A 26298-nucleotide genomic window follows, 5' to 3' on the forward strand; every position below is an offset into this window, starting at 1 on the left:
CGACACATGACCAGGTCCGGCGAACCCGCCGACGTACTGACGCAGAAAGCAGGTGCTCGTGTCCACAGCTGACAGAAGTCCGTGGTGGCGTGGAGCCGTGATCTACCAGGTGTATCCCCGGAGCTTCGCCGACGGTAACGGCGACGGCATCGGTGACATCGCCGGCATCCGGTCCCGGCTGAACCACCTGTCCGCGCTCGGCGTCGACGCGATCTGGTTCAGCCCCTGGTACCCGTCCCCGATGGCGGACGCCGGCTACGACGTCTCCGACTACCGCGACATCGACCCGGTCTTCGGCAGCCTGGTCGAGGCGGAGGCCCTGATCGCCGAGGCACACGCGCTGGGCATCCGGACCATCGTCGACGTGGTACCCAACCACTGCTCCGACGCGCACCCCTGGTTCCAGGCCGCGCTCGCCGCCGGGCCCGGTGCGCCCGAACGGGAGCTGTTCTGGTTCCGGCCCGGCCGGGGCCCCAACGGCGACGAGCGGCCCACCGACTGGGTCGGCGAGTTCGGCGGGCCGACCTGGACCCGCACCACCAACCCGGACGGCACCCCCGGCGACTGGTACCTGCACCTCTTCGCCCCGCAGCAGCCGGACTTCAACTGGGACCACCCCCGCGTGCGGGAGGAGTTCGAGGACGTCCTGCGGTTCTGGTTCGACCGGGGCGTGGACGGCATCCGGATCGACTCGGCCGGGCTGCTGGTCAAGGACGGGACGCTGCCCGAGGTCCGCGAGGACGAGCCACACCCGTTCCACGACCTCGACGGCGTGCACGACGTCTACCGGGGCTGGCGTCGGGTCGCCGACGAGTACGCCGACCGGGCGCTGATCGGTGAGGTGTGGCTGCCGGACCGGCAGCGGTTCGCCAACTACCTGCGCCCGGACGAGCTGCACGCCGCGTTCAACTTCGACTTCCTCGGCTGCGCGTGGGACGCCGCGGCGCTGCGGGAGAGCATCGACGGGACGCTGAGCGCGCACGCGCCGGTCAACGCACCGGCCACCTGGGTGCTCTCGAACCACGACGTCACCCGGCACGTCACCCGCTACGGTCGCGCGGACACGCGGTTCAGCTTCGCCGCGAAGCGCGAGGGCACCCCCACCGACCTGGAGCTGGGCACCCGCCGGGCCCGCGCCGCCGCGCTGCTCTCGTTGTCGCTGCCCGGTGCCGCCTACGTCTACCAGGGCGAGGAGCTGGGTCTCTACGAGGTCGAGGACATTCCGTACGCGATGCGTCAGGACCCGATGTGGGAGCGGTCCGGTCGGATCGACCCCGGTCGGGACGGCTGCCGCGTACCGCTGCCGTGGGCCGGGGACGAGCCGCCATTCGAGTTCAGCCCCGAGGGTGCCGCTGCCCCGTGGCTGCCGCAGCCGGCCGACTGGAAGGAGCGGACGGCCAGCGCGCAGACCGGCGACTCGGCCTCGATGCTGGAGCTGTACCGGGCGGCGATCCAGACCCGCAAGGCCGACCCGGCGCTCGGTGACGGTGAGCTGACCTGGCTGCCCGCCCCGGACGGGGTGCTCGCGTTCAGCCGTGGCAGTGGCTTCACCTGCCTGGTCAACCTGTCCGCCGTGCCGGTGCCGATGCCAGCTCAGGGGGAGTTGCTGCTGGCCAGCGGGCCGCTCGACGACGGGCTGCTGCCGTCCGACACAGCGGTCTGGCTGCGTACCGCCGAATCCACCGACGGGCCGCGCCCGGCGGACGGCCCGGCCTGACCTGACTCTGCTCGCCGTGGTGCCGGCGGCCCGTCCCGGCCGCCGGCACCATGCCACACCGAAGGGAGGACCGAGGGGGGACGCGCGACACCGCACCGACACGGGGGGACCTGGCCTGCCTGACGAAAGGGAGAGCGCAGCTCATGGCCAACCACACCACCGGCACCCCGCACCACCGACACCCGACCCGGGCAGGGTTGGCCGCCATCGCCGCCGCCCTGCTCGCCGCCACATCGGTGACCGCCCTCGCGGTCACCGGCACCGCGACCCCGGCCTCGGCTGCGGGGTTGTCCCCGTTCGACATCCCCAACCGGGGTGCCACCGTGCCCTTCATCGAGCACGAGGCGGAGAAGGTCGCCCACAACGGCACGAAGATCGGCCCGGACCGGCGCTACGGCACGCTGCCGTCCGAGGCGTCCGGCCGGGAGGCGGTCACCCTCGACGCCGTCGGTGAGTACGTCGAGTTCACCCTCACCGCCCCGGCCAACGCGGTCACCTTCCGCTACAGCCTGCCGGACAACTCGGCCGGCACCGGCCGGGACGCCACGATCGACCTGCGAGCCAACGGCAACCTGCTGAAGTCGGTCCCGGTGACGTCGAAGTACGGCTGGTACTACGGCGGATACCCGTTCAACAACAACCCGGGCGACACCAACCCGCACCACTTCTACGACGAGACCCGGGCCTTGTTCGGCAGCACCCAGCCGGCCGGCACGAAGATCCGCCTCCAGGTCTCCTCGACGGCCCAGTCGCCCACCTTCACCATCGACCTGGCCGACTTCGAGCTCGTCGCGCCGATCGCCAAGCCCAGCGGTGTCATCGACGTGGTCACCGACTTCGGCGCGGACCCGAGCGGCGCGACCGACTCGACGGCGAAGTTCCAGGCCGCGGTCGACGCGGGTAAGGCCCAGGGCCGGGCGGTCTGGATCCCGACCGGCACCTTCACCCTCTGGGACCACGTGGTGGTCGACGGGGTGACGCTGCGCGGCGCGGGCCCCTGGTACTCGGTGCTCGGCGGCCGGCACCCCACCGAGCGGAACAGGTCCGTCGGCATCTACGGCAAGTACGTCCCCGGTGGCGGCTACACCGGCCCGGTCCGGTCGCACGAGGCCAACGGGCCCAGCCGCAACGTCACGCTGCGGGACTTCGCAATCATCGGCGACATCCGCGAGCGGGTCGACGACGACCAGGTCAACGCCCTGGGCGGGGCGATGACCAACTCGGTGGTCGACAACCTGTGGCTGGAGAACACCAAGGTCGGGGCGTGGATGGACGGCCCGATGGACAACTTCACGATCCGCAACAGCCGGATCCTGGACCAGACCGCGGACGGGGTGAACTTCCACACCGGCGTCACCAACTCGACGGTGACGAACACGTTCGTCCGCAACACCGGCGACGACGCGTTGGCGATGTGGGCGCAGAGCGTGCCGAACGTCAACAACTCGTTCACCAACAACACCATCGGCGTGACCCTGCTGGCGAATCACCTGGTCAGCTACGGCGGTCGGGATATCAAGATCACTGACAACGTGACCGCCGACTCGCTCACCAACGGCGGCGGCATCCACGTCGCGAACCGCTATCCGGGTGTGCAGGGCGACACCGCGGTCCGGGGCACCTGGACGATCGCCCGGAACACGTTGATCCGCAACGGCAACTCGGACTACAACTGGAACTTCGGCGTCGGGGCGATCTGGTTCTCCGCCCTCAACGAGTCGTTCCAGCAGGCCACCATCAACATCACCGACACCGACATCCTGGACAGCTCCTACGCGGCGCTGCACTGGATCGAGGGCCAGACCAGCGGCATCAACCTCAGCAACGTCCGGATCGACGGCGCCGGCACGTACGCGCTCCAGGTGCAGGCGCCCAGCCAGGTGTCCTTCACCAACGTGCGGGCCACCAACATCGCGCAGAGCAACCCGATGCACAACTGCGTGGGCGGTGGCTTCCAGATCACCCAGGGCTCCGGCAACTCCGGCTGGTACACCCCGACCCCGTACTGCGGCCCGTGGCCGAACCCACAGTGGGGTGGCGGACCCACCTCGCCGCCGCCCACCACGACCCCGCCGCCGACCACGACGCCGCCCACCACCCCACCGCCCACCACGCCGCCCCCGACCGGCGGGAACCTGGCGCTGGGCCGGTCGACGACCGCGACCAGCACCAACCAGAGCTACACGGCAGCCAACGTGGTGGACGGCAACGCGGCCAGCTACTGGGAGAGCGCCAACAACGCCTTCCCCCAGTCGGTCACCATCGACCTGGGCGCGTCCCGGTCCGTCGACCGGGTGGTGCTCAAGCTGCCGAGCGGTTGGGAGCAGCGCACCCAGACGCTGTCGGTGCTCGGTTCCACCGACGGCTCGTCGTACAGCACGCTGGCGTCGTCCGCAGGTCGGGTCTTCGCCCCCGGCTCGGGCAACACCGTGTCGATCGGGCTGCCCTCCGGTGACCGCCGCTACCTCCGGGTCACCGTCACCGGCAACACCGGCTGGCCGGCCGCACAGCTCTCCGAGGTCGAGGTGTACGGCGGCACGCAGACCACGCCACCGCCCACCACCACGCCCCCGACGACCACCCCGCCCCCGACCACGCCGCCGCCAAGCGGCAACCTGGCGGCCGGGCGGTCGATCACCGAGACCAGCCACTCCGACGTGTACGCCGCCCCCAACGCGGTGGACGGCAACGCGAACACCTACTGGGAGAGCGCCAACAACGCGTTCCCGCAGTCGTTGACCGTGGACCTGGGGGCCGACCGTTCGGTGTCCCGGGTCGTGCTGAAGCTCCCACCATCGTCGGCCTGGCAGACGCGTACCCAGACGCTGTCGGTGCTCGGCTCCACGAACGGCTCGACGTTCAGCACGCTGAAGGCGTCCGCCGGCTACAGCTTCAACCCGGCCAGCGGCAACACGGTCACCGTGACCTTCACGGCGACCACCCAGCGGTACCTGCGGCTGACCGTCACCGGCAACAGCGGCTGGCCGGCCGGCCAGCTCAGCGAGTTCGAGGTCTACTCCAGCTAGGTCGGGTGCCCCCGCCCGGACCGGGCGGGGGCCACCCGGTCCGGGCCCTCCGGCACAACGCCGCGCCGGAGGGCCGACCCGCCCCACCCGCACCGTCCCCCACCTGTCGCGGAACGACGGGCGTACCCCTGCACCCGTCGCCGGGCAACGCACCCCACACCCACCCCCGAAAGAGGTGTAGCGACCCCATGTCCAGTAACGGCACCAGACGAGGCACGCCGCCAATCGGCGCGCCCACCACCGTCCCCCGCACCGCCCAAACGGGCCGCCGTCGGATGCTCGCCGGCGCGCTCGCCGGGATGCTCCTCGCCACCGCCCCGGTCGTCACCCCCGCGGCGAGCGCGGCTCCGGCGGCCGACCGGGTCGCCGCCGCCGCGCGGGTGGCCATGCTCGCCGGGCTCTCCGCCACCATGACCGCAAGCAGCTATAACCAGAACTACGTGGCGGGCAACGCCAACGACGGCAACGCGTCGACCTACTGGGAGAGCAACAACAACGCCTTCCCGCAGTGGATCCAGGCCGACCTCGGCGCCACGGTCAACGTGGACCGGGTGGTGCTGAAGTTGCCGCCGTCGTCGGACTGGCAGACCCGGACCCAGACACTGTCGGTGCTGGGCTCGACGAACGGCTCGTCCTTCAGCACGCTGAAGGCGTCCGCCGGCTACACCTTCAACCCGAGCAGCGGCAACACCGCGACGGTCAGCTTCACCGCGGCCAGCACCCGCTACGTACGCGTCCAGGTCACCGGCAACACCGGCTGGCCGGCCGCGCAGTTCTCCGAGGTCGAGGTGTACGGCGCCACCGGCAGCACCGACACCCAGGCCCCCACCGCGCCGGGCAGCCTGGCCTACACCCAGCCGGCCAGCGGGCAGATCCGGCTCACCTGGTCGGCGTCGAGCGACAACGTCGGGGTGACCGGGTACGACATCTACGCCAACGGCGCGCTGCGCGGCAGCGTCAACGGCTCGACCCTGACGTACACCGACAGCCAGGCGGACAGCGCCACCGTCTCGTACTACGTGCGGGCCAAGGACGCGGCCGGCAACCAGTCGTCGAACAGCAACACGGTGACCCGGACCGGCACCGGCAACCCGCCCACCGGGAGCAACCTGGCGGTCGGTAAGCCGATCACCGCCTCCGGCTTCGTGCACACGTTCGTGGCCACCAACGCCAACGACAACAACGTGGCCACCTACTGGGAGGGCAACGGCAACCCGAGCACGCTCACCGTGCAGCTCGGCGCGAACGCCAGCCTCAGCCAGGTCGTGCTGAAGCTCAACCCGGACTCGGCGTGGGGCACGCGTACCCAGAACATCACGGTGCTCGGCCGGGACCAGGGCTCGTCGAGCTTCACCACCCTGGTCGGTGCGGCGAGCTACACGTTCAACCCGGGCAGCGGCAACACGGTGACCATCCCGGTCTCCGGTGCGGCGGCCGACGTGCGGCTCTCGATCGCCTCGAACACCGGTGCCCCGGCCGGGCAGGTGGCCGAGTTCCAGGTCTTCGGCACCCCGGCGCCGAACCCGGACCTGACCGTGACCGGCATGTCGTTCAGCCCGTCCGCGCCGGTCGAGACCAGCACCATCACCCTCTCGGCAACCGTGCGCAACGCCGGCTCGGCGACCTCCGGTGCGACGAACGTCAACTTCTACCTGGGCTCCACCCGGGTCGGCACCGCGTCGGTCGGCAGCCTCGCGGCCGGCGCGTCGACCACCGTCAGCGCCAGCATCGGCACCCGGGACTCGGGCAGCTACCCGCTCAGCGCCAAGGTCGACGAGTCGAACACCGTCGTCGAGCAGGACGACACCAACAACAGCTACACCAACCCCAGCCCGCTCGTGGTCGGCGCGGTCGCCAGCTCCGACCTGGTCGCGTCCGCTGTCGACTGGTCGCCGGGCAACCCGCCACCGGGCAGCACCGTCACCTTCTCGGTGTCGATCCGCAACGCCGGCAACCAGGCGTCCGCGTCCGGCGCGCACGGCATCACCCTGACCGTGCTCAACGAGTCCGGTACTGCAGTCCGTACCCTGACCGGCTCCTACTCCGGCGTGATCAACGCTGGCGCGACGGTCGGCCCGATCAACCTGGGTACCTGGACCGCCGCGAACGGCAAGTACACCGTCCGGGTGGTGCTCGCCGTGGACGGCAACGAGCTGCCGGTGAAGCAGACGAACAACACCACCGACCGGCCGCTCTTCGTGGGTCGCGGCGCCAACCTGGGCTACGACATGTACGAGGCCGAGGACGGCACCACCGGCGGCGGCGCCGGTCAGGTCGGCCCCAACCGGGAGATCGGCAACCTCGGCGGTGAGGCGTCCGGACGTCGGGCGGTCACCCTCAACAGCACCGGCGCGTACGTTGAGTGGACCACCCGGGCGGCGACGAACACCCTCGTCACCCGCTTCTCCATCCCCGACTCGGCGGGCGGCGGGGGCATCGACTCGACGCTCAACATCTACGTCAACGGCACCCTGCACAAGCCGATCAACCTGACCTCCAAGCACATCTGGCTCTACGGTGCGGAGGCCAGCCCGAGTGACTCGCCGAGCGCCGGCCCGCCTCGCCACCTGTACGACGAGGCGAACGTGATGCTGAACTCGACGATCCCGGCCGGCAGCAAGATCCGTCTGCAGAAGGACCCGGCCAACACCACCACGTACGCGATCGACTTCGTCAACCTGGAGCTTGTCGCACCGCGCGCCAACCCGGACTCGGCGCGTTACCGGGTGCCGTCCGGCTTCAGCCACCAGGACGTCCAGAACGCGCTGGACGCGGTCCGGATGGACACCACCGGCAACCTGCTCGGCGTCTACCTGCCGGCCGGCACCTACGAGACCGCGCAGAAGTTCCAGGTGTACGGCAAGCCGATCACCGTGGTCGGGGCGGGCATGTGGTACACCCGCTTCCAGACGCCGACCGGTCAGCAGAACACCGACGCGGGCTTCCGGGTGGAGTCCTCGGCCAGCGGGTCGTCCTTCTCGCACCTGGCCTTCTTCGGCAACTACACCAACCGGATCGACGGGCCGGGCAAGGTCTGGGGTGAGCTGAAGGACGTCGACAACATGACCCTGGACAGCGTCTGGGTCGAGCACACCGTCTGCGCGTACTGGGGGGTGAGCGTCAGCGGGCTGACCATCAAGAACAGTCGCTTCCGCAACACCTTCGCCGACGGGGTGAACCTGACCAACGGCAGCACCAACAACCTGGTCACCAACACCGAGGGGCGGTCGAACGGCGACGACGCGTTCGCCCTCTTCTCGGCGACCGACCAGGGCGCCTCGGTCGGCAACAACGGCAACGTGTTCGAGAACCTCTCGGCCACGCTGACCTGGCGGGCGGCCGGATTGGCGGTCTACGGCGGCTACAACAACATCTTCCGCAACCTCTACATCGCGGACATGTTGACGTACTCCGGGATCACCATCAGCTCGCTGGACTTCGGCTACCCGTTCATCGGGTTCGGGGCCAGCCCGCCGACCCAGTTCCAGAACATCTCGCTGATCAGAGCGGGCGGGCACTTCTGGGGCTCCCAGACGTTCCCGGCGATCTGGGTCTTCTCCGCCTCGAAGGAGTTCCGCGGCATCCGGGTGTCCGACGTGGACATCGTCGACCCGACGTACACCGGGATCATGTTCCAGACCAAGTACACCGGGTCGCAGCCGGAGAACCCGATCACCGACACGGTGTTCACCAACATCTCGATCAGCGGCGTCCGCAAGAGCGGTGACGCGTACGACGCGAAGTCCGGTTACGCGATCTGGGCCAACGAGATGCCGGAACCCGGTCAGGGCCCGGCGGTCGGCTCGGTCACCTTCAACAACCTGCGGTTGACAAACAACTACCAGGACATCCGCAACACCACGACAACCTTCACCATCAACCGCAACTGATTCACCCGGTAGCCGACGCCGTCGGGAGGTCCCACCCTCCCGGCGGCGTCGCGCCGTGTCGGCCGTCGCCCGCCGCGAACCGGGCCGCGCCGGCCAGCGCGTCCGCCGCAAGCGAGTCGATCCCGTACGCCAACTCGGTCGCCAGCGCCTCCGGCTCCGGCCGTCCCGCGCCGGCCAGCACCGAGGCCCGGTCGTTGCGCAGGCAGGTCTGCGGATGCCTGGCGATCGACGCCGCCAGCTCCTCGGCCGCCGCCCGCGCCTGGCCGGGTGGCACCAGCCGATTGACCAAACCCATCGTGTACGCCTCCTCGGCCGGCACCCGGCGGCCGGTGAGGATCAGGTCCATCGCCCGACTCTCGCCGATCAACCGGGGCAGTCGGACGGTGCCTCCGTCGACGAGCGGCACGCCCCAGCGGCGGCAGAACACCCCGAGCGTGGCGTCGGACTCGGCGACCCGCAGGTCGCACCAGAGCGCCAGCTCGAGCCCGCCGGCCACCGCGTATCCGGAGATCGCCGCGACCACCGGCTTGCTGAGGGTCATCCGGGTCGGACCCATCGGGCCGTCCCCCTCCGGCTCGACCCGGTTGCCGCGAGGTGTGCCGATCGCCGTCAGGTCGGCACCGGAGCAGAAGGTGCCACCAGCACCCCAGAGCACCGCCACCGCCGCGTCCGGGTCGGCCTCGAAGGCCCGAAACGCGTCGGCAAGCGCCCGGGCGGTAGGGCCGTCGACGGCGTTGCGCACCTCCGGCCGGTCCAGCACCACTGTGGTGACCGCCCCGACCCGCTCCACCCGCACACCCACACCCACACCCATCCCGCAAGCATCCCTGCCCGGCCCCACCCTCACAATCCCCGTCGATCTTGCACTTCCGGTTGCCGATATGCGGGATATGAGACGAGTTATCGGAGCAGAAACCGCAAGATCGGAGTTGTGGGGGGTGCGGCAGGTTTGTCGCCGCCGACCGGTTTGCGACGGCGATCGCCGGGAAGTCGATACTCGTGCGAGCACTTCTGACGAAAGTTGAGCAGGAATCCCGACTGGACCGCGCGGGCGACCGGTTGCAGAAGGCAGTCCTGGGGACGCTGCGCCCGCGCCGGCTGCGCGACCTGCTGCACGGGGTGACCCTCGGGCATCCGCTGCACCCGGCGATGGTGCAGGTGCCGGTCGGCGCATGGATCAGCGCCGCGGTGCTCGACCTCATGCCCGGGCAGCGTCGGCCCGCCACCGTGCTGGTCGGCCTGGGCACGGTCAGCGCGCTGCCCGCGGCGGTCGCCGGCCTGAACGACTGGGCTGCACTCGCCCGGGACCAGCGCCGGGTCGGCCTGGTGCACGCCGCCGCCAACACCGTCGGCCTGACGCTCTACGCCGGCTCGTTGGCCGCACGTCTCTCCGGCCGCCATACGACGGGCCGCGCCCTCGGCTTCCTCGGGCTCTCCACCGTGAGCCTGGGCGCGTACATCGGGGGGCACCTGGCGTACAAGCAGGGGGCGCAGGTCAACCAGAGCGTCTCCGAGCTGCACCGGATGAGCGATGGCTGGCACTCGTTGGCAGACATGGCGACGTTGCCACAACGCACCCTGATCACCCGAGAGGTCGACGACGACATCTCGGTGATCCTCTACCGGCACGGCGACGAGGTGACCGTGATGTTGGAGCGCTGCCCGCACCAGAGCGGGCCGCTCGGCGAGGGCGAGGTGCAGGAGATCGACGGCCACGCCTGTGTGGTCTGCCCGTGGCACGGCAGCGCGTTCCGGCTCAACGGTGGCGAGGTCGTGCAGGGACCGTCCGGCAACGACCAACAGGTCCTGCCCACCCGGATCCAGAACGGTGTGCTCCAGACCCGCCTGCCCTGACGTTCTACGCGATGTCCCCGCCGGGGAGCCAATGTCGTCCTCGACGCGTATACCTCTGAGTCATAGTTATGACTCAGAGGTATACCGCTCTCCGAGGCATTGCCCCCGGCGCTGCTCAGGGGCGTCGGTGTCGGCCGATCGGCGGCCCGTCTGGCACCGAGTCGAGGCCGTGCTCACCGTTGAACAGCTCGCCTTCGTTGCCACCACCGAGGGGCGCCGTGCCGCCGGAGAGGGCCATCCCGCTGCCCAGGAACGCGGTGCTGCCGGGGACAGCCATTCCGCTTCCGGCCGGCGCCACCCGGCTGCCGGAAGGCGCACCCCCACTGTCGGAAGATGCGAAGCCACCGCCGTTCGGTGCCGTGCCGCCGCTCGGTGTCGCGGGAGCTTCGATTGCCGCAGCCGCCCGGCTGGCAGCCCATGCGGCACCACTCCCGGCTGCCCCACCACCGCCCCGCCGGCCCGCGCCCTCACTGCTCCGGCCCGCGCCACTGCCCCGGCCCGCGCCGCGCCGAGACGACGTGCGGGAGGACGCTGCCAGTCGGGGAGCCGCCCCGGCGGTGGCCGGACGGCGGCGTAGCCCCAGCACCGCGCCGATCTGGGCACCGACGATGCTCGCCACGGCCAGGACGGCGGAGACCGCCAACGGTCGGTTCACCCGATCTTCCGCGCCGGCCCGGGCGGCACCGACAGTCATCGCCGGTGGCTGGCCCGCTGACTGCGTACCGCTCGGTGGTGCCGGAGCCACCCGCGGCGGTGCGGCCCGCTCGGGCGCCGGCCGGGGCGTAGGCGGCTTCGGCGGCGCGGGACGGTCGACGAGCCGACCGGTGGCGTGCTGCCGGGTCCCTTGGTCGGTGGCCTCGGTGGGTAGCCGGAGTAGTTGGCCGGGGCGGATCCGGTCCGGGTCGTCGAGCTTGTTCAGCTTGGCGAGCTGCCGGTAGTCGCCGAACTCGTCCAGGTAGCGCTCGGCCACCTCCCCGAGATAGTCGCCCCGGGCCACCCGGTAGACCGGCGCGGCGTCGTTGGTCGCCGCCGCGCCGGCGGGGGCGGCGAGTCCCGTTCCAGCCATGCCCAGCAGCCCGCGCTGCGCCACCGGCGCGGCCGTGTCCGGTGTCGTCGCGGCGCGGGCCGGTGCGGCGAGGGTGGTGACGGCCGGTGTGCTCGGACTCGCGTACGCCGGGGCTCCGTAGACCGCCGCGGCGCTGGCGGCGGCCGGGCTGGCGACCAGGATCAGCGCGACCGAGCCGACAAGCGCGGCAGCGGCCTTCTGCTGGCGGCCCATCCCGGGCAGCTTCGGCGCCGGCCGGCGCAGGGTCTGCGCGCCCAGCTCGACGAGGACGGAGAAGGCGAACGTCGCCCAGCCGAACCACCCGGCCACGGCCAGCGCCCGCAGGAAGAGCTGACCGTCGTCGCGGCTGGTCAGCGCGGTACCCACCTCATTGATCGTGGGGAGGTGATCGGGCAGGGGGTTACCGGCAAAGGCGAGCAGCGCGATCGGCGCGCCGACAAGTAACACCAGGAGTACGGCCAGCGCGCCGATGCCGGTGAGGATCCGTCCGGTCCGCCGTACGACGGACCCACCCGATGCGGGCATGGCTGCCTTCCTTCCTACGGGGCTGCGGTGATGGCACGCGCGGTCGCCTCACCGGTGACGGTGACCGTCTTGTCCTGGACGAACGGGCCGAGCATCGAGCGGTGGTAGGTGATGCTGACGGTCACCCGGATCAGGGTTTCCCCGTCGACCTCGGGGAAGCTCACGGTGTGCCCGGAGGTGTCCACGACAGCCAGGTAGCGGGCCACCGCGACGCGTGCCTGCGGCTTGTCGATCCGCTTCGGTCCGCCCTCGATGGCGGTGGCCCGGTCGATGGCCTGCCCGCCGGCCCGCGCCGCCTCGGCGGCCAGGTTCTGCGCGCGTTGCAGGGTGCGGAGCTGCCCGGCGCCGTCGAAGGAGAGGCCGATGATGGCGAGTACGCCGACCATCGTCACCGCGAGGAAGATGCTCACCCGGCCGTGCTCACCTGCCCGCGAGGACCCGGTGGTCGACGAGGCCGTCACTGCCGACTCCGGTAGCGGTCGAGCGGTGAGGTGAACTCAGCGGTGATCCGCCTCTCACTCTGCATGCCAGGCAGGATGCCGAGGGTGATGTCCCGGAAGGACACCCGGCAGGTGATCGTCACCGTCACCGAGGCGTCCGTACCGACGGTGCTGGTGAAGGCATCGTCGAGGCCGGGAGAATGACGGCCGGCGACCGAGCTGGTGAACGTCGGGTCCAGGTTGTTGGCGCAGGCCAGGCCGTGCCAGTCCAGCTGCTTCCGGGCGGCCTCCAGCGCTGCCGTCTCAGCGGTGTCGGAGTTCCGGGAGATCGAGGCGGCGCGGGCGGCGTCGTGGGCGGCCGCGTCGAGCGCCTCCGCGGCGACCGCGGTGCGCCCGACCACACCGGCCAGCACCATCAGCGCGATGAACGCGGGCGCGAGCACCGCCACCTCGATGGAGACCGAGCCCCGCTCGGCGGTACGGGTCATGGCGGGGTCACCCTCTCCACCGTTCCGTGCGCGGTCTGTCGTACGGCGAAGTCCACGCCCGGGACCACGGACAGGGATCGGCCGCTCACCGTGCAGGTCACCTCGGTCGCGGTGGTCACGCAGGTCGGGCCGGCCTTGTTCCAGCCCACCAACCAGCCGCCGGCCGCCTTCAGGAAGTGGGAGGCGCTGTCCACGCCGGCGCCGTCGCCCGCCTCGTACGTCCGCTGGGCGTTGACGCCGCTCTGCGCGGCGTTCAACGCGGTGGAGCGGGCGAGGAAGACGGCCGCGACCTGGATCGAGGCGAAGAGCAGCACAAGGATCAGCGGCATCATCACGGCCAACTCCACCGGGTTGGCGCCCCGCTCGCGTTCGCCGGCCGCGAGGCGGCGCCGGGCGGCGGTCACCGCTCGGCTCCACCTCGGGTACGCGGCTCGACGCACGCCAGCTACTTCGGGTCGGTGTGGTTCGGGATGCCGGTCATCCAGTTGTTGGCCTTGGTCAGGGCCAATGCGGTGACAGCCATGGCGACGGCGACCAGACCGGCGATGATCACCGCGGTGGGCACCGGGCTGTCGCCACGCTCACCGTCGCGGCGCAACTCGGCCAGGCGCGTCGTCAGCACGACGTGCAGGTAGCTGATGATGGACATGGCGTTTCTCCTTCAGGGGATGGGATCAGAGGCGGGCGACGAACGGATAGAGGACGAACCCGAGCAGCACGAAGACGAGCAGCGCGCCCGGGATGTCGAGCTTGCTTGTCACCGCTTCGGCGCGAGTGAGGTTGTCGGTACGGATCTGGTCGCGTAGCGAGTCGGCCCGGCTGCGTAGGGTTTCGTGCACCTGTGCTCCCTCGCTGCCCGAGGAGCGCATGATCGCGCCGACGTCACCCAGCTCGGGAATGCCGATCTTGTCGGCGAGGTGGCGCAGCTCGTCCCAGGGCGAGTGCATCTGCATCTGGGCGATCCGCAGCGACTCCTGGAGCCGGTCGAACACCCAGCCGTCGCAGACCGCGGCCGCCCGTTCCAGCGACTGCACCGGGCCGTGCGCGGCCGAGAGCTGCAACGCCACCAGATCCAGGTAGGTGCAGACCGCCTGGCGGAACTCGTCGCGGGCAGCTTTGGCCTTGACCAGTACGGCCTGGTGCGCCAGCAGGCCGGCAAGCAGCGCCAGCCCGAGACTGCCGAGCACCGGTACGACGAACGGGAACGGGATACCGAGCGCCCACAGCGCCACCCCGAGCAGGGTCGGCGTAGCCAGCCCGATCAGCGTCGAGAGCAGCACCGAGAGCGTGTACTGCTCGGAGGTCTGACCGATCAGGGCCAACTGCTGCTGCGGCGGGCGCAACCAGCGGGACATCCCGGTCAACCAGTCGAGTCGGCGGGACGAGGGCGCGGCGAGGTGCCCGGTGCCCGGTGGCTGGTGCAGCCGGCGCAGCGCCGGACCGAGCGCCGGAGTCGCCGGCACCAACTCCCGGATTACCAGGAACACGCCGAACCCGATGCCGGCACCACCACAGACCGCCACGACCAACTGCCAGTTGACACTCACGCGACCACCTCGGACGGGTCGGGCGCTGGCAGGAACCGAGCCGGCCGTTGCGGCTGACTCATCGACCGCACCCAGGCCAGCAGGCCGATGAAGGCGGCACCGAGAACAGCCATGATCACCTGACCGAGGGGCGTGCCGTACGGCTTGATGTACTCGGTGTTGATCAGCCCGTACGCCAGGGTCGCCAGGGTCATGCCGGTGAGGAAGCGGACCGCGAACCGGGGCTGGGTGCGTTTGGCCTCGATCTCCCGACGGGTGGCCACCTCCGAGGACGCCGCGGCCGCGATGGAGCCGAGCACGTCACCAAGCCGTTCACCCCGGTCCGAGAGGTGCAGGATCAGCGCGGCGACCACCTGGTCGCAGACCGGGTCGGCGATCTCGTCGGCGAACGCCAGCAGCGCGGAGCGAGCCATCCAGCCGGCCTGTAGACGGGCGGCGAGCAGCCGTACCTCGTCCTCGATGCCAGGTGGCACGCTGCCGATCGTTCCGATGATCGACTGTTGGAGGCCCTGCCCGGTGCCGGAGACGTCCTTGAGTCGGCGGGTCCACTCGCCGACCGCCTCGATCCGGGCGATCGCCCGCTGTTCGGCCTTGCCCACCCCGAACAGCCACGGGGCGCCGGGCACCGCCACCGCCACCAGCAGGCCCACCACCGGCAGTCCGGTCAACAGGAACGCCAACGCCCCGGCGACAAGCGCGGCGACAAGCAGTGCCTGGTAGCTACGCTGCTCGGCCGGAGTGCTCCCGGGCCCGCGCCACAGCCGGCCCAGCCCTGGCCCCCCGCCCGGGGGCGATCCCTGAGGTCGGCGGGTGCCGACGAGCGCGACCACGGCCAGCAGTAGCCCGGCCACACAGGCGGCCCCGGAGATCACCGCGATCAGTTCCAGACTGCCGAGCATCAGGTCACCGCCGGGCCAGTCGGGTCTGCCGGGGACGTCGCCAGGCACCGGCGCCGGCCTCGACCCACCGCGTCAGCAGTCGCGCGTCGTACCCCACCCGCAGCAACTGGTCGCGGACCCGCTCCGGTAGGTGCCGGGGCACCGCACGGCCGTCCGGGCCGGGCCCGAAGACCGTGGTGGTGGTGATCCGACCGGCTTCGCCGGCCCCGATCACCTCCTCCACATGCGAGACGAACCGGTGTTTCCGCCCGCCGATGGCCGTCTCGTCCTCGATGGTGACGTAGACGATCAGGTCGAGCGCGTTGCCGGCCATCCGGCGGGCCTGGTCGACGGTCATCTCGCGGCCGTGGGCCAGGGCCAGCTCGACGATGCGTTCACCGACCCCCGCGGCGGTACGGGCGTGGATGGTGCACATCGACCCCCGGCTGGTGGTCATCGCCTGGAGCATCGGCACGATCTCCCGGGACCGCACCTCGCCCACGATGATCCGCAGGACGCCCATCCGTAGGGACAGCGGAATCAGGTCGGCGATCGTCACCTCACCGGCGGGGCGCCCGTCGAAGCCGCGTTCGCCGTGGCCCTCCCGGGCCTCGAAGCTCATCACCGCCCGGTGGCGCTCCCGGCGGCGGGCCGGGAGCAGTTCCCGACTCTCCTCCATCAGCACGTACGGCTCGTCGGGCGGGATCTCGTTCATCAGTGCCCGGATGACTGTCGTCTTCCCGGCGCCCGCCAGCCCGGCGACCATGATGTTCAGGCCGGCGCGCATCGCCGCGCGGAGGAAGTCGCGCAGCAGCGGGTCGATCATCTCGTCCAGGTCACCTCGGGCGCCCGCGAGGTCGTCGAGGCTCACGTCCAGGGTGTTGTGCTTGCGGATCACCGCGTACGGGCGGTGGCTGACCAGGAACACCGCGGCCAGCCGGCTGCCGTCGGGCAGTTGCAGGTCGAGGGTGGGCTTCACGGTGGAGAGGGACCGTTCGGTCGCGCCCGCGCGGCGGGCCGCCGCCTGCAGGATCTCCACCAGTTCGGCGTCGCTGTCGGCGATCGGCTCGGCCCAGTCCACCCCGCCGCCGTGTCGGGTGATGCGAATCTGGTCGCAGCCGAGGATGTGCACCTCCTCGATGGTGTCGTCGACGAGCAGGGTCTGTAGCCGGCCGAGCCCGACCAGTTCGGCGGTCACCTGGTCGAGCAGCAGACGTTCCTCGCCGGCGGCCATCGGCGTGCCGGCCCGGCGCACCGAGTCGGCGTACGCGGCGACCACGGTGACGGCGAGTCGGGCCCGCTCGGTGTCCTCCTCGTCGACGGTGAACTCCCGGCCGCGCTGCCAGAGGGTGAGCCGTTCGGTGAGTTCCCGGCGCAACTCCCTGACCACCTGGAAGTCCATCCGGGGCCGGGGCGGCGGCTCCGGCAGCGGGGTGGCCGCCGACGCCGGCTGCGGGCCGGGCTGCTGGTGCCGGCCGTTCGGCACGGGAAGAGGTGGCGCGGTGGAGGTCACGCCCGGCGGCTGTTGGCGCGGATCAGCGGAGACCGGCTCAAACCGCATCGGGCACCCCCTGCTGCACGGGCCACGCCAACCGGGCCCGTCGCCGCTCCAGGAGCGCCCCGATCGGAACCTCGAGCGCGGCCGCCGCGCGCATCAGCGGCCGACCCGCCCGCACGGTCCCGCCCAGTGCGAGCACCCCGGCGGTACGCGGGTCGTGCGGCAACCGTGCGATGACCGGCAGTTTCAGCGCGCGGCTGATCTCGGCCCGCCCGTGCCCGTCGCCGACCAGCAGCAGCCGCAGGGTGCCCGGTGGCACCCGGTGCTCGGCGAAGTCCCGTTCGATCGCGGCGACCACCGCGCGGGTGCCGGAGAGGTCCGGCAGGTGCGCCCGGGTCACCAGCAGCACCACCGAGGCGGCCCGCAGCAGCGGCCACGGCGGCCCGGTCACGTGCAGCCGGCCGCAGTCGACCAGGACGTCGTAGCCGGGGGTGCCGCGGTCGAGGGCGTCGAAGTAGTCGGCGAAGCGCTGCCAGAGCGGGGTGACACTGCCGCCCTGGGCCGGGTCGGTGAGGCCGGGCAGGAGCAGCCGTTCCCGGCGGGGGGCGTCCAGGTCGACCAACTGGGACCAGAACGCGGTCTCCAGGTTGCCGTCGCGCAACTCCCCGACGGCCAGCTCCCCGATGCCGCGCGGGCCGTCCAGTTGACCGCCGAGGTATCCGGCGAGGATCGAGCCGCCGGCCGGGTCGCACTCGGCGACCACCAGCCGCCGGTGCCAGGCCAGCGTGCAGGCCAGCGCCGAGGTCGTGACGCCTGGCGAACCCTTCGCGGACACCAGCGCGATGATCGCCATGCTCAGGCCGCCTCGGTCAGCACGACGGCGAGCCGTTCCTGTGCGGCGAGCGCCACCACCGCCGGCACGTCACGGGTGAGCAGCGCCAGGTAGAGGACCTTGTCGTCGTTGGCCGGGCTGACCATGTCGATGACGGTGGCCGCGAACCGGGTGCCGGCGGCGGCCGCGTCTCCGTCGGCATCGTTGTCCGGAGTGCTGACCAGCAGGACCTTGTCGCCGGGGTGCAGTGTGCGGGCCGGCACCTGGGCGGTCTTCAGGCCCAGCGCGATCTGCTGCTGGCCAGGGCCGAGCAGCGGGTCGTCGGTGACCTGCGCCAGGGTGAGAAGCGTGCCCGGTAGCAGCGCGACCGCGGCCCGCTTGCCGACCACCTCGTCGAGCCGTGCGGCCGGCACCGGGCGCAACCCCTGACCACCGGCGACCTGCACGGTGACCAGATCCGCCGGGCTGATCTCCCGGCCCACCTCGACCGGGCGGGCCACCGCCAGATAGCTGCCGGTGGCCCGTACCGAGGTGACCGCGAACGCCGCGCCCAGCCCGCCCAGGGCGATCAGGAGGACGGCGAGGCCGAGCAACCCGGGACGGACCCGGCGCTGTCGAACCACAGTCGGCGGGTTGACGGGCGCGTCAAGCGACGGAGTTCCGTTGCGCGTCGCGAGGCTCATCTGGTGACCACCTGGAGTTCGTTGACTTGGATCGGAACGGTTCCGCTGTTACGGGTCTGCGGGATCACCCGTCTCGTGGCGTCACTGTTGGTCCACCAGCTCACCGTCCAGTGCGTGGTGGCGGTGACCCGGTAGGTGCCAGCCTTCGAGTAGCCCTCGTCGTAACCGCAGTCCGGAGAGGTGCTTCCCGCCCGCTGGCCGTCTGACGTGTATTCGGTCCCGGCGTCGTCGCAGGTGACCTTCTCGCCGTTGCCCATGTCCCAGGTGATCCGGTCCACCTTCGCTTCGATGTAGACGGTCAACCCCCGGTCGGACTCGTCGGCGTGCAACGGGCCGAAGTAGTTCCTCCCCGGGGTCGCCCACATCCAGACGGGCAGGCCGACCAGGCCGGGGCCGATGTTCTTACGGGGTGCCACCTTCAGCCGGGCCGGCAGGAGACTTATCGACGCCAGAGCGCGACGGGCAAGCTCCTCCGGGTTCGGCGGTGCGCCGAAGCCGGCCGGCGGATCGGCCAACTGCACCATGTCCTGAGCGCCCAGGTCGCCGCCATTGCAGGTCTGCAGATACCACTGATAACCCTCGGCGGGCTCGACCGGCCCCTCGGTCAACTTGTAGTAGCACCCGTCGCCGCTGTTGAACCAGCCCAGGTCGTCGTCATAGCAAGGGATCGTCCGCCCGTTCCACTGGCAGACACCGCCCCCGCCGCCGCCCCCGTCGTCCCCGCCCCCACCGTCGTCCCCGCCTCCACCGGGATCGCCCGGGTTGCCGGGCTCGTCGTCCCAGACGCTGCAGTCGGGTTGGTCCGGTGGGCAGCCCGCGCCAGGGTCGGCCCGTCGAGCGGCGGCAGCCGGCATGGTCGCGCCCGTCACCAGCAGGAGCGCGAGGCCGACCCCGGCGAGCGCGCGTCGGGTTGTCGCGGCCCGACTCAACACGGCTGGTCCCGGTGCGTCGTACCGTAGTTGATCAGCCAGCGGCCGTTCGGATATCGGGTCGCGGTGGCGGTGGAGAGGTGTCTGCCGCCACCGCTGCCAGGAACCGAGCGCTTGTCCTTGGCGTAGACAAGCCGGTAGCCGGTCGTGTCCAGGCAGTCCTGGATCTCCACAGTGGCCGGCTTCGCGTCCAGGCTGACGGAGGTCACGGTCGGGTCGGACTTGAACGTTCCGGTACGCATGGCGCCGTGCTCCTTGGCCTCGCGAATGGACACCCGGACCCGCGTGAGAAGTGGATCACCGAGGAACCGGGGCAGTTCCGGCGAACGCGGATCGCCGCGCAGGCCCGCCGTGCGCGAGGCCGCGAGATAACCGGAGTACGCGTCGAGTGCCGCCTTTTCGGCAGCTCGCCGCTCGACGTCGGGATCGGTTCGCTGCTCGTCGGAGCGGGCTGCCGTCGGCCGTTCGACCGCTTCCCGTCCGCCGGCGCAGGCGGTGACCGGCGTGGCCGCCACGACCACCAGCAGGCAGATTGCCGCTCGTCTGAGCTGCCGTCCGCGCACCGTCGAGCCTCCTCGTGGTCGCCCGGAGCGGTGAGGGGTCACCGCCGCCGGGCATGCGGAAGCGCGCCCGGATCAGCACATCCGGAACCGTTCATTGCGCTTCTGCATTCACCGTTACGGATCTTTAACAAATGCAGGTCCTGTGTCGTCCGGTGGTCAAGGTGAGGCTTGCATCACACCCAAGGGGCGAGCATAGGCTGACGCCCGCCGATGCAACAGAGGCAATTCAAGCGAACACTCTGCGTGATGACAGGTGGTGGTAGCGGGTGTCCGCACTGCACCCCGGGAAATGGTCGAGCAAAAGGTCGTTATTGACGGAGTCCTGCTGGGTCGGATCGGCTCACCGACGTCGCGTCATCGGTCGCGGGAGTGGGACATCGCGGTCTCATCCCGGCATTCGATCGGCCTCGGCACCTCTTCTGCGGGCCGACCCGTCCCGCCGACCGCCCGACCCGGAGACGGTCGAAGGCGCCCCCGTCGGGCCGCGCCGGCAGGTCGCTTTCTGCGCCATCCGCTACACCGCAGCGAGCGTGCGATCACGATGCGTGTTCACCCTCTCCGGAGGGCACCCGGCCGCAATGGAGGCGACATGGCGCTGACCGGCCCCCCGGCGGCCGTACCCGGTCGGGAAGACCCACCCGATCGTTGGCCGGACCCCCCGCCGTCCGGCCGCCCGAGCGCGGAGACCAGCCGCCGGGCAACGCCCTCCCGGCGGCGCGGACGACCGGCGGCGGCGCGAACCCGGGTCTCGACCGTGTTCGCGATCCTCGCGATCAGCCCGCTCGTACGACTTGTCGTGCTGCGCCACGCCGTACCCCAGGGCCTGCCCAGCCGGACCGGCTGCGATGCCTGCGGCGCGCCGGTCAGCCTGACCCGGCCCTGGCCGGCGCTGGGCCCGGCAGCCCGGTGCGGTCACTGCCGGGCCCGGGTCGGCCCACCGCGAGGCACCGTCGAGCTGGCCGTGCTCACGGCGGCGGTGCTGGTGGCGTTCGCCGGCCCGTCGGGCGGGACGCTGCCGGCGCTGATCTGGTGGCTCGGGTGGACGATTCCGGCGATCTTCGTCGACCTGGCCGTGCACCGACTGCCGGATCGGCTCACCCTGCCCGCAGCCGCCGGGACCTGGCTGCTGCTCGGCGTCGCCGCGCTCGACGCCGACCCGGGAAACTGGCTGCGGGCCGTCATCGGCGGCAGCGGGCTGGCGCTCTTCTTCGCCAGCACCGCGGTGCTGCTCGGCCGCCGCGGCTTCGGGCTTGGCGACGCGAAGTTGGCGCTCAGTGTCGGGGCGCTGCTCGGCTGGTACGGCTGGCCGGTGCTGCTGTTCGGGCTGGTGCTCACCTTCGGGCTCTCCGCCCTGGTGAGTCTGGGCCTGCTGGCCGCCCGCCGCGCCACCTGGAGCACCCACCTGCCGTTCGGTCCGTTCCTGCTGCTCGGACCAGTGGCTGCCCTCCTCCTGACAACCTGACACCCCGCGCCCTGCCCGCCTCCCGCCTCCCGAGGCAAGATCGTGCTCGATCCAGGATCCGGTGGCCTCGGTCGCGATTGAGGCCACTAGAACCAGGATCGAGCACGATCTTGTCGATAAGAGCGGCGGCAGGGTCGGTGCGGCGGGCGATTGCGGCGGGTTGCTGGTCAGGGGCGGGAGCGGCTGGCCAGTTTGGGGGCCGGGCTGTCGGGGCGGTTGGCCCGACGGCGAAGCATCTCGGCTGCCGGTCGGGCCAGCAACGGGGTGGCCACCACGGCGACAAGGGCACCGAAGAGCACGCCCGCGACCACGTCGTGCGGGTAGTGCACGCCCACGAAGACCCGGGAGAAGGCGCCGAGCGCGGCCAGGGGCAGCGCGACCAGGCCGAGTCGTCGGGACAGCAGCAGCGTGGTGACCGCAAGCGCGCCGGCAACGGTGGCGTGGTTGCTGGGGAACGACCAGTCGCCCGAGGCTGGGCAGGCGCCCGCGATGATCTCCCGGGCGATGGTTCGGCAGGGGCGCTCCTCGTCCACCATGGTCTTGAAGAATTCGCTGCCCACGTACGCCAGGAGGGCTGGCACCGGCGCGATCAGGGCGAGTGCCCGGTCGTGCGGGCCGCCGGACCGGCGGCTCAGCGCGGCCATCAGCAGCAGCGCGCCGAGTAGCAGGATCACCCCCTCGGTGGCGTGGCCGACGAACCACTGCACCGGCTCTGGGCTGGCGGCGGCGGCGTCGACGACGTCGCTGTACCACTCGGCGCTGATCTCCGGAACGTCCATGCTGCCGTTGTCGAGCATGCATCACCTCACCACACGTTCATACCCCGTTCACCTTGCGGACACCCTAGGAACGCGGCAGAGGGCACCGCTGCTGTCGAAGGTCGGGTGGTCTTCACGACCTTCGTCCAGGAATCACACAGCCGGCTCTGGTTGGCTGTTCCGGGACGTCGGCATCCACAGGAGGCTTCGTGCAGACCGGTCCGGCCACCGATCTACCGCAGTCCACCGCCGTGCCAACCGACGACGAGACCTGGCGGATCCGGCGCACGGCGGACGACCTGGACCGGCTCGGCGAGACCGAGTCGATCTTCGCGTTGGGCAACGGGTGGATCGGCTGGCGCGGGGTGCTCGACGAGGGTGCCCCGTGTGGGATGCCGGGCACGTATGTCAGCGGCTTCCACGAGCGGCGTGAGCTGAACTACCCCGAGGAGGGGTACGGGTTTCCGCCGACAAGCGACACCGTCATCAGCGCCCCGAACGCCGCGCTGATCCGGCTCTGGGTCGACGACGAGCCGCTCGATCTCCGGACCGGGACGCTGCGCAGCCACGAACGGGTGCTCGACCTGCGCACCGGCGTGCTGCGCCGGGAGACCGAGTGGGTGTCACCGGCCGGGCGGGGCGTACGCATCAGCAGCAGCCGGCTGGTGTCGCTGCCGCGTCGCCCGGTGGCCGCCGTCAGGTACGAGGTGGAGCCGCTGGACACCGCCGTCGAGCTGCGGGTGTGCTCGGATCTGCTGGCCAACGAGAAGGTGGCCACCCCGAGCTGGGCCGCCCCGGCTCGGCGCGGCGGTCGCTCAGGTCGGGACCGGACCGCCGGCCATCCGCTCGCGGACGGCCTCCAGCGCCTCGAAGGCGTACGCCCAGTTGTGGCACTTGAAGCTTCGCAGACCGTCGATCGCGGTGTGACAGTCGGAGCAGCGGACCCCGGCGATGGCATCCGGGATCTCGGTGTTGACGTACTTGCGTTCGCCGAGGATGACCGTGGCGATCATGGCCTTGTCGTGCAGACCGGAAAGGGCCGACGAGACGATGTCGTACCAGGTGATCCGTCGGCGGCACTTCGGGCAGTCGGGCTCGTCGCCGCTGACCCAGAGCGGGGCGCCGACGCTTCGCGCCGGCATGCCGAGCAGTTTCTCCAGCCGCCGGACGTCCGACTCGGGGGTGGTCCAGCGGTGTCGGCCGGGCAGTGATGCGGGCGAGTCGTACACGGCGCGGAACAGGTCGTGGTCGACCTGCACGGTCTCACGCTGAGCGGTCATCGGCGTCCCTCCTCGTTGAGTCGGTGCCCCCACCGTGGTCAGCGGTGACCATGGGCGCAGCCGGATCAACGACACGAGGGGCCTGCGGGTCGTCGCCGCAGCTGCCAGACATCGAAACCACTCCCGCCGGCGAAGAGATCGCTTTCGCCTCCCATGGTCTGGCTCGGGTGGTACGACGGTGTCAGGGCGTGCGCCAGCGGGAGGAGCGCCGATGGCGAGCAGACCCGAACGGTTGCTGCGGGGGAGCAACTCGCCGCTGAGCGCGTCGTTCCTGGAGCTCTTCTTCGACCTGGCGTTCGTGCTCGCCCTGAGTCAGTTGGCAGCCCACCTGCTGCACGACCTCACGCTGACCGGCGCGCTGCGTACGGCCGTGCTGTTGGCCGGCGTCTGGTGGATCTGGGTCACCACCACCTGGTTCGCCGACTGGTACGACCCGGAGAGCCCTGCGGTGCGCTGGCTGCTGGTGTGGTCCGCGCTGGGCAGCCTGCTGGCCGGGGTGGCGATCCCGCAGGCGCTGGACGGGCGCGGCCTGCTCTTCGCCGGGGCGTACGTGTCGGTGCACATCGCCCGGGGTGTGGTCACCACCGTCGGGCTGCGCGGCCATCCGCGGCAGCGCCGGACGCTGCGCATCCTCTGCTGGTTCAGCGTCTCCGCCGTACCGTGGGTCGCCGGTGGGTTTCTGCCGCAGTGGCGTGTGCCGCTCTGGCTGCTCGCCCTGGCCCTCGACCTGACCGGCCCGCGACTCGGGTGGCCCACGCCGGCGATGGGCCGGACCAGGCGGGAGGAACTGCACCTGGCCGGCGAGCACTTCGCCGAGCGGTACCAGCAGATCATGATCATCGCGCTCGGCGAACTGGTCCTGGTCGCCGGCCTCTCGTACGCCGGCACCGATCTGCACCTCCCGCAGACGGTCGCGTTCCTGCTGGTCTTCGCCACCGCCGTACTGATCGGCCTGCTCTACGTCACGCCCGCCGGGCAGCGCCTCGGCCCGGCCATCGAGCACGCCGACCCGGCCCGGCTCGGCGTCATCACCGGGTACCTGCACCTGGTGATGGTCGCCGGGCTGGTGGTCACCGCCGTCGGCGCGGAACTGAGCATCGCCCACCCGACGCGGACCGGTGACATGACTGCGGTCCTGGTCATCCTGGGCGGCCCGATGCTGTTCCTGCTCGGGCGGATCCTCTTCTCGGCGGCGATCCACCGGCGACTCTCCTGGCCCCGGGTCGCTGCCCTGCTCGTGCTTGCCGCGTCGCCGGCCGCGCTGCGGCTGCCGCTGTTGGCGGTCAGCGCGGTCGCCACCGGAGTGGCGCTCGTGGTGGTCGTCCTGGACCACGCAGGCATCGGCTCCTACCGGCACCGCGCTGGCGCGTAGCCAAGAAGCCTGACTAAAGTCAGGCATATGGACCCAGCTCTCGTCGCCACCGTGCGGCGCTGAGATCGAGGCGTACAACACCGAGCGCTACGCCCACCACTGGTTCGAGAAGCAGCTCGGGCCGTGACGGTGGAAGCGGAACGAGTCACTGGTTGACCCCACGCTTGCCGGAGCCGTCGTGGGGACGGTCCGTTGCCGGGCCGCCGGTGCGCGATCGGCACCAGCGGCCCGACGGCTCACCCCTTCACCGCGCCGGCGGTGAGCCCTTCGGTCAGGAAGCGCTGCCCGAGGGCGTACATGATCACCACCGGGATGCTGACGAGCAGCGACGCCGCGGCGAGTTGTCCCTGCGGAACGACGTCCCCGGCGATCATCGACTGCATCCCCACCGGGAGCGTCTTGTACTCGTCCTTCGTGATGAACACGAAGGCGAAGAGGAACTCGTTCCAGGCATTGGTCAGGGTGAAGAGCGCGACTGCCAGCAGCCCCGGCTTGGCCAGGGGCAGCACCACCCGGCCGAACGCCTGGACGCGGCTGCAACCGTCGACGAGGGCGGCCTCCTCCAGCTCGATGGGGATCGACGAGAAGTACCCCACCAGCAGCCAGGTGGCGAACGGCAGCGTGAAGGTCGGGTACGTCAGCACCAGCGACCACAGCGAGTCGGTGAGCCGGGCGCCGATGAGCATCTGGTACAGCGGGATGAAGAGCAGCGCCCCCGGCATCACGTAGGTGAGCAGCACCGTGACGGTGAAGCTCTGTGCCCCGCGGAACCGCAGCCGGGCCAGCGCGTAACCCGCAAGCGCGGCGCAGACGAGTGCCACCGCGGTGGACGCCGCGGACACCAGCAGGGTGTTGAGGTACCAGCGGCCGAACGGCTGGTTGGCGAAGAGCGCACTGAACTGCTCCATCGTCCACGGCGTCGGCCACAGGTCGTCGGTGCGCATGACGACCTGTCCCTCGGACTTGAAGGCCGTGACGGCGATCCAGTACAGCGGGCCCAGCACGAAGAAGAGCAACCCGGCCAGCGCGACCCAGGACCCCACGCCGGACACCACCGACGACGACCGGCGACCACCCCGGGACTGGAGGGCCGAGACCACCCGACCGACCGCCGCCGCGATCAGCAGGATCACCCCGAGGACCACCGCCGCCTTCCAGAAGATCTCCGGCGATGCCCAGAGCAGCAGGCCGGTGACCAGCGCGGTGACGACCCACGGCAGGGATTTCCGGGCCGTTCCGACCCACGGCTGTGTGCCGATCCGTCGCGCGGCTCGGCGACGCCGGGGGAGTTTGATGTTGCTGTCCTGGCGCAACAACCGGACCAGGATGAACACCAGCCCGCCGATGATCGGCAGCATGACGAGCGTGACCGCCGCGCCCGCGCCGTACTGCAACTGCAAGATCTGTGAAGGTTGCTGTCAAGCGGTGGCTTCGAGGATGCGCCAGATTTGGCGGGCTATGTAGCGTTTGAGGCTGCGGGTGATCTCGGC

At 71.1% G+C, this 26298-nt stretch carries 20 protein-coding genes and 3 pseudogenes; 7 read left to right on the top strand and 16 right to left on the bottom strand.

Annotation, left to right across the window (positions count from 1 at the left end; genetic code table 11):
• Positions 1-97 precede the first annotated feature (97 nt).
• From ACWER9_RS14605 to ACWER9_RS14615, 3 genes are all read left to right on the top strand, one after another.
• The gene (locus tag ACWER9_RS14605; protein WP_452302305.1) at positions 98-1717 is read left to right on the top strand and encodes a glycoside hydrolase family 13 protein; all 1620 of its coding nucleotides are present in this window, start codon (positions 98-100) and stop codon (positions 1715-1717) included.
• Positions 1718-1860: 143 nt separating this feature from the next.
• Positions 1861-4743, top strand: coding sequence for a galactose-binding domain-containing protein (locus ACWER9_RS14610; RefSeq protein ID WP_452302306.1), 2883 nt, complete (start codon positions 1861-1863; stop codon positions 4741-4743).
• A gap of 188 nt (positions 4744-4931) precedes the next feature.
• Positions 4932-8633 (top strand): discoidin domain-containing protein, encoded by a 3702-nt coding sequence (locus ACWER9_RS14615; RefSeq protein ID WP_452302307.1) that lies wholly within the window; start codon positions 4932-4934, stop codon positions 8631-8633.
• A gap of 1 nt (position 8634) precedes the next feature.
• On the opposite strand, the gene ACWER9_RS14620 is transcribed toward ACWER9_RS14615, so the two are convergent.
• Complete coding sequence (locus tag ACWER9_RS14620; RefSeq protein ID WP_452302328.1) at positions 8635-9435, bottom strand: crotonase/enoyl-CoA hydratase family protein; 801 nt, start codon at positions 9433-9435, stop codon at positions 8635-8637.
• 197 nt (positions 9436-9632) lie between these two features.
• On the opposite strand from ACWER9_RS14620, the gene ACWER9_RS14625 reads away from it, so the two are divergent.
• Positions 9633-10487, top strand: coding sequence for a DUF2231 domain-containing protein (locus ACWER9_RS14625; protein WP_452302308.1), 855 nt, complete (start codon positions 9633-9635; stop codon positions 10485-10487).
• Positions 10488-10980: 493 nt separating this feature from the next.
• Here ACWER9_RS14625 and ACWER9_RS14630 read toward each other — a convergent pair.
• From ACWER9_RS14630 to ACWER9_RS14685, 12 genes and pseudogenes are all read right to left on the bottom strand, one after another.
• Positions 10981-12078 (bottom strand): annotated as a pseudogene (locus ACWER9_RS14630) (LysM peptidoglycan-binding domain-containing protein); the annotation flags it as partial.
• 14 nt (positions 12079-12092) lie between these two features.
• A complete protein-coding gene (locus tag ACWER9_RS14635) occupies positions 12093-12464 on the bottom strand; it encodes a pilus assembly protein TadG-related protein (protein ID WP_452302329.1) in 372 nt (123 codons plus the stop codon).
• A 71-nt stretch (positions 12465-12535) separates the two neighbouring features.
• A complete protein-coding gene (locus tag ACWER9_RS14640) occupies positions 12536-13006 on the bottom strand; it encodes a TadE/TadG family type IV pilus assembly protein (RefSeq protein ID WP_452302309.1) in 471 nt (156 codons plus the stop codon).
• Complete coding sequence (locus ACWER9_RS14645) at positions 13003-13446, bottom strand: TadE family protein (RefSeq protein ID WP_452302310.1); 444 nt, start codon at positions 13444-13446, stop codon at positions 13003-13005. Before ACWER9_RS14645 ends, ACWER9_RS14640 begins: the two co-directional genes overlap by 4 nt.
• A gap of 5 nt (positions 13447-13451) precedes the next feature.
• A complete protein-coding gene (locus tag ACWER9_RS14650) occupies positions 13452-13655 on the bottom strand; it encodes a hypothetical protein (RefSeq protein ID WP_452302311.1) in 204 nt (67 codons plus the stop codon).
• 25 nt (positions 13656-13680) lie between these two features.
• Positions 13681-14553 (bottom strand): type II secretion system F family protein, encoded by an 873-nt coding sequence (locus ACWER9_RS14655; protein ID WP_452302312.1) that lies wholly within the window; start codon positions 14551-14553, stop codon positions 13681-13683.
• Positions 14550-15496, bottom strand: a pseudogene (locus ACWER9_RS14660) (type II secretion system F family protein). The gene ACWER9_RS14655 and the pseudogene ACWER9_RS14660 overlap by 4 nt, the downstream one beginning before the upstream one ends.
• The gene (locus ACWER9_RS14665) at positions 15457-16992 is read right to left on the bottom strand and encodes a CpaF family protein (RefSeq protein ID WP_452302313.1); all 1536 of its coding nucleotides are present in this window, start codon (positions 16990-16992) and stop codon (positions 15457-15459) included. Before ACWER9_RS14665 ends, ACWER9_RS14660 begins: the two are co-directional and overlap by 40 nt.
• Positions 16982-17782 carry a ParA family protein gene (locus tag ACWER9_RS14670; RefSeq protein WP_452302314.1) on the bottom strand — a complete coding sequence of 267 codons (801 nt, stop codon included), beginning with the start codon at positions 17780-17782 and terminating at the stop codon, positions 16982-16984. Before ACWER9_RS14670 ends, ACWER9_RS14665 begins: the two co-directional genes overlap by 11 nt.
• Before the next feature lie 2 nt (positions 17783-17784).
• The gene (locus ACWER9_RS14675; protein WP_452302315.1) at positions 17785-18444 is read right to left on the bottom strand and encodes an SAF domain-containing protein; all 660 of its coding nucleotides are present in this window, start codon (positions 18442-18444) and stop codon (positions 17785-17787) included.
• Positions 18441-19376, bottom strand: a complete 936-nt coding sequence (locus ACWER9_RS14680; protein WP_452302316.1) for a hypothetical protein — start codon at positions 19374-19376, stop codon at positions 18441-18443. Before ACWER9_RS14680 ends, ACWER9_RS14675 begins: the two co-directional genes overlap by 4 nt.
• Positions 19370-19906 carry a hypothetical protein gene (locus ACWER9_RS14685; protein ID WP_452302330.1) on the bottom strand — a complete coding sequence of 179 codons (537 nt, stop codon included), beginning with the start codon at positions 19904-19906 and terminating at the stop codon, positions 19370-19372. The genes ACWER9_RS14680 and ACWER9_RS14685 overlap by 7 nt, the downstream gene beginning before the upstream one ends.
• A 784-nt stretch (positions 19907-20690) precedes the next feature.
• Between ACWER9_RS14685 and ACWER9_RS14690 the strand changes: the two genes are divergently transcribed.
• Positions 20691-21398, top strand: coding sequence for a prepilin peptidase (locus ACWER9_RS14690; protein WP_452302317.1), 708 nt, complete (start codon positions 20691-20693; stop codon positions 21396-21398).
• Between the two features lie 167 nt (positions 21399-21565).
• Here ACWER9_RS14690 and ACWER9_RS14695 read toward each other — a convergent pair whose 3' ends face one another.
• A complete protein-coding gene (locus ACWER9_RS14695; RefSeq protein ID WP_452302318.1) occupies positions 21566-22195 on the bottom strand; it encodes a phosphatase PAP2 family protein in 630 nt (209 codons plus the stop codon).
• A 212-nt stretch (positions 22196-22407) separates the two neighbouring features.
• Between ACWER9_RS14695 and ACWER9_RS14700 the strand changes: the two are divergent.
• Positions 22408-23031, top strand: a pseudogene (locus ACWER9_RS14700) (hypothetical protein); the annotation flags it as partial.
• Here the strand turns inward: ACWER9_RS14700 and ACWER9_RS14705 are convergent.
• Positions 22972-23436: a hypothetical protein gene (locus ACWER9_RS14705; protein ID WP_452302319.1), complete on the bottom strand. Its 465-nt coding sequence runs from the start codon at positions 23434-23436 to the stop codon at positions 22972-22974. The pseudogene ACWER9_RS14700 and the gene ACWER9_RS14705 overlap by 60 nt on opposite strands.
• Before the next feature lie 211 nt (positions 23437-23647).
• Between ACWER9_RS14705 and ACWER9_RS14710 the strand changes: the two genes are divergently transcribed.
• A complete protein-coding gene (locus ACWER9_RS14710; RefSeq protein WP_452302320.1) occupies positions 23648-24808 on the top strand; it encodes a low temperature requirement protein A in 1161 nt (386 codons plus the stop codon).
• 236 nt (positions 24809-25044) lie between these two features.
• Here the strand turns inward: ACWER9_RS14710 and ACWER9_RS14715 are convergent, their stop codons facing one another.
• Positions 25045-26208, bottom strand: a complete 1164-nt coding sequence (locus ACWER9_RS14715; RefSeq protein WP_452302321.1) for a carbohydrate ABC transporter permease — start codon at positions 26206-26208, stop codon at positions 25045-25047.
• Between the last annotated feature and the right edge of the window lie 90 nt (positions 26209-26298).

This window comes from Micromonospora sp. NPDC003944 (genome assembly GCF_053605225.1).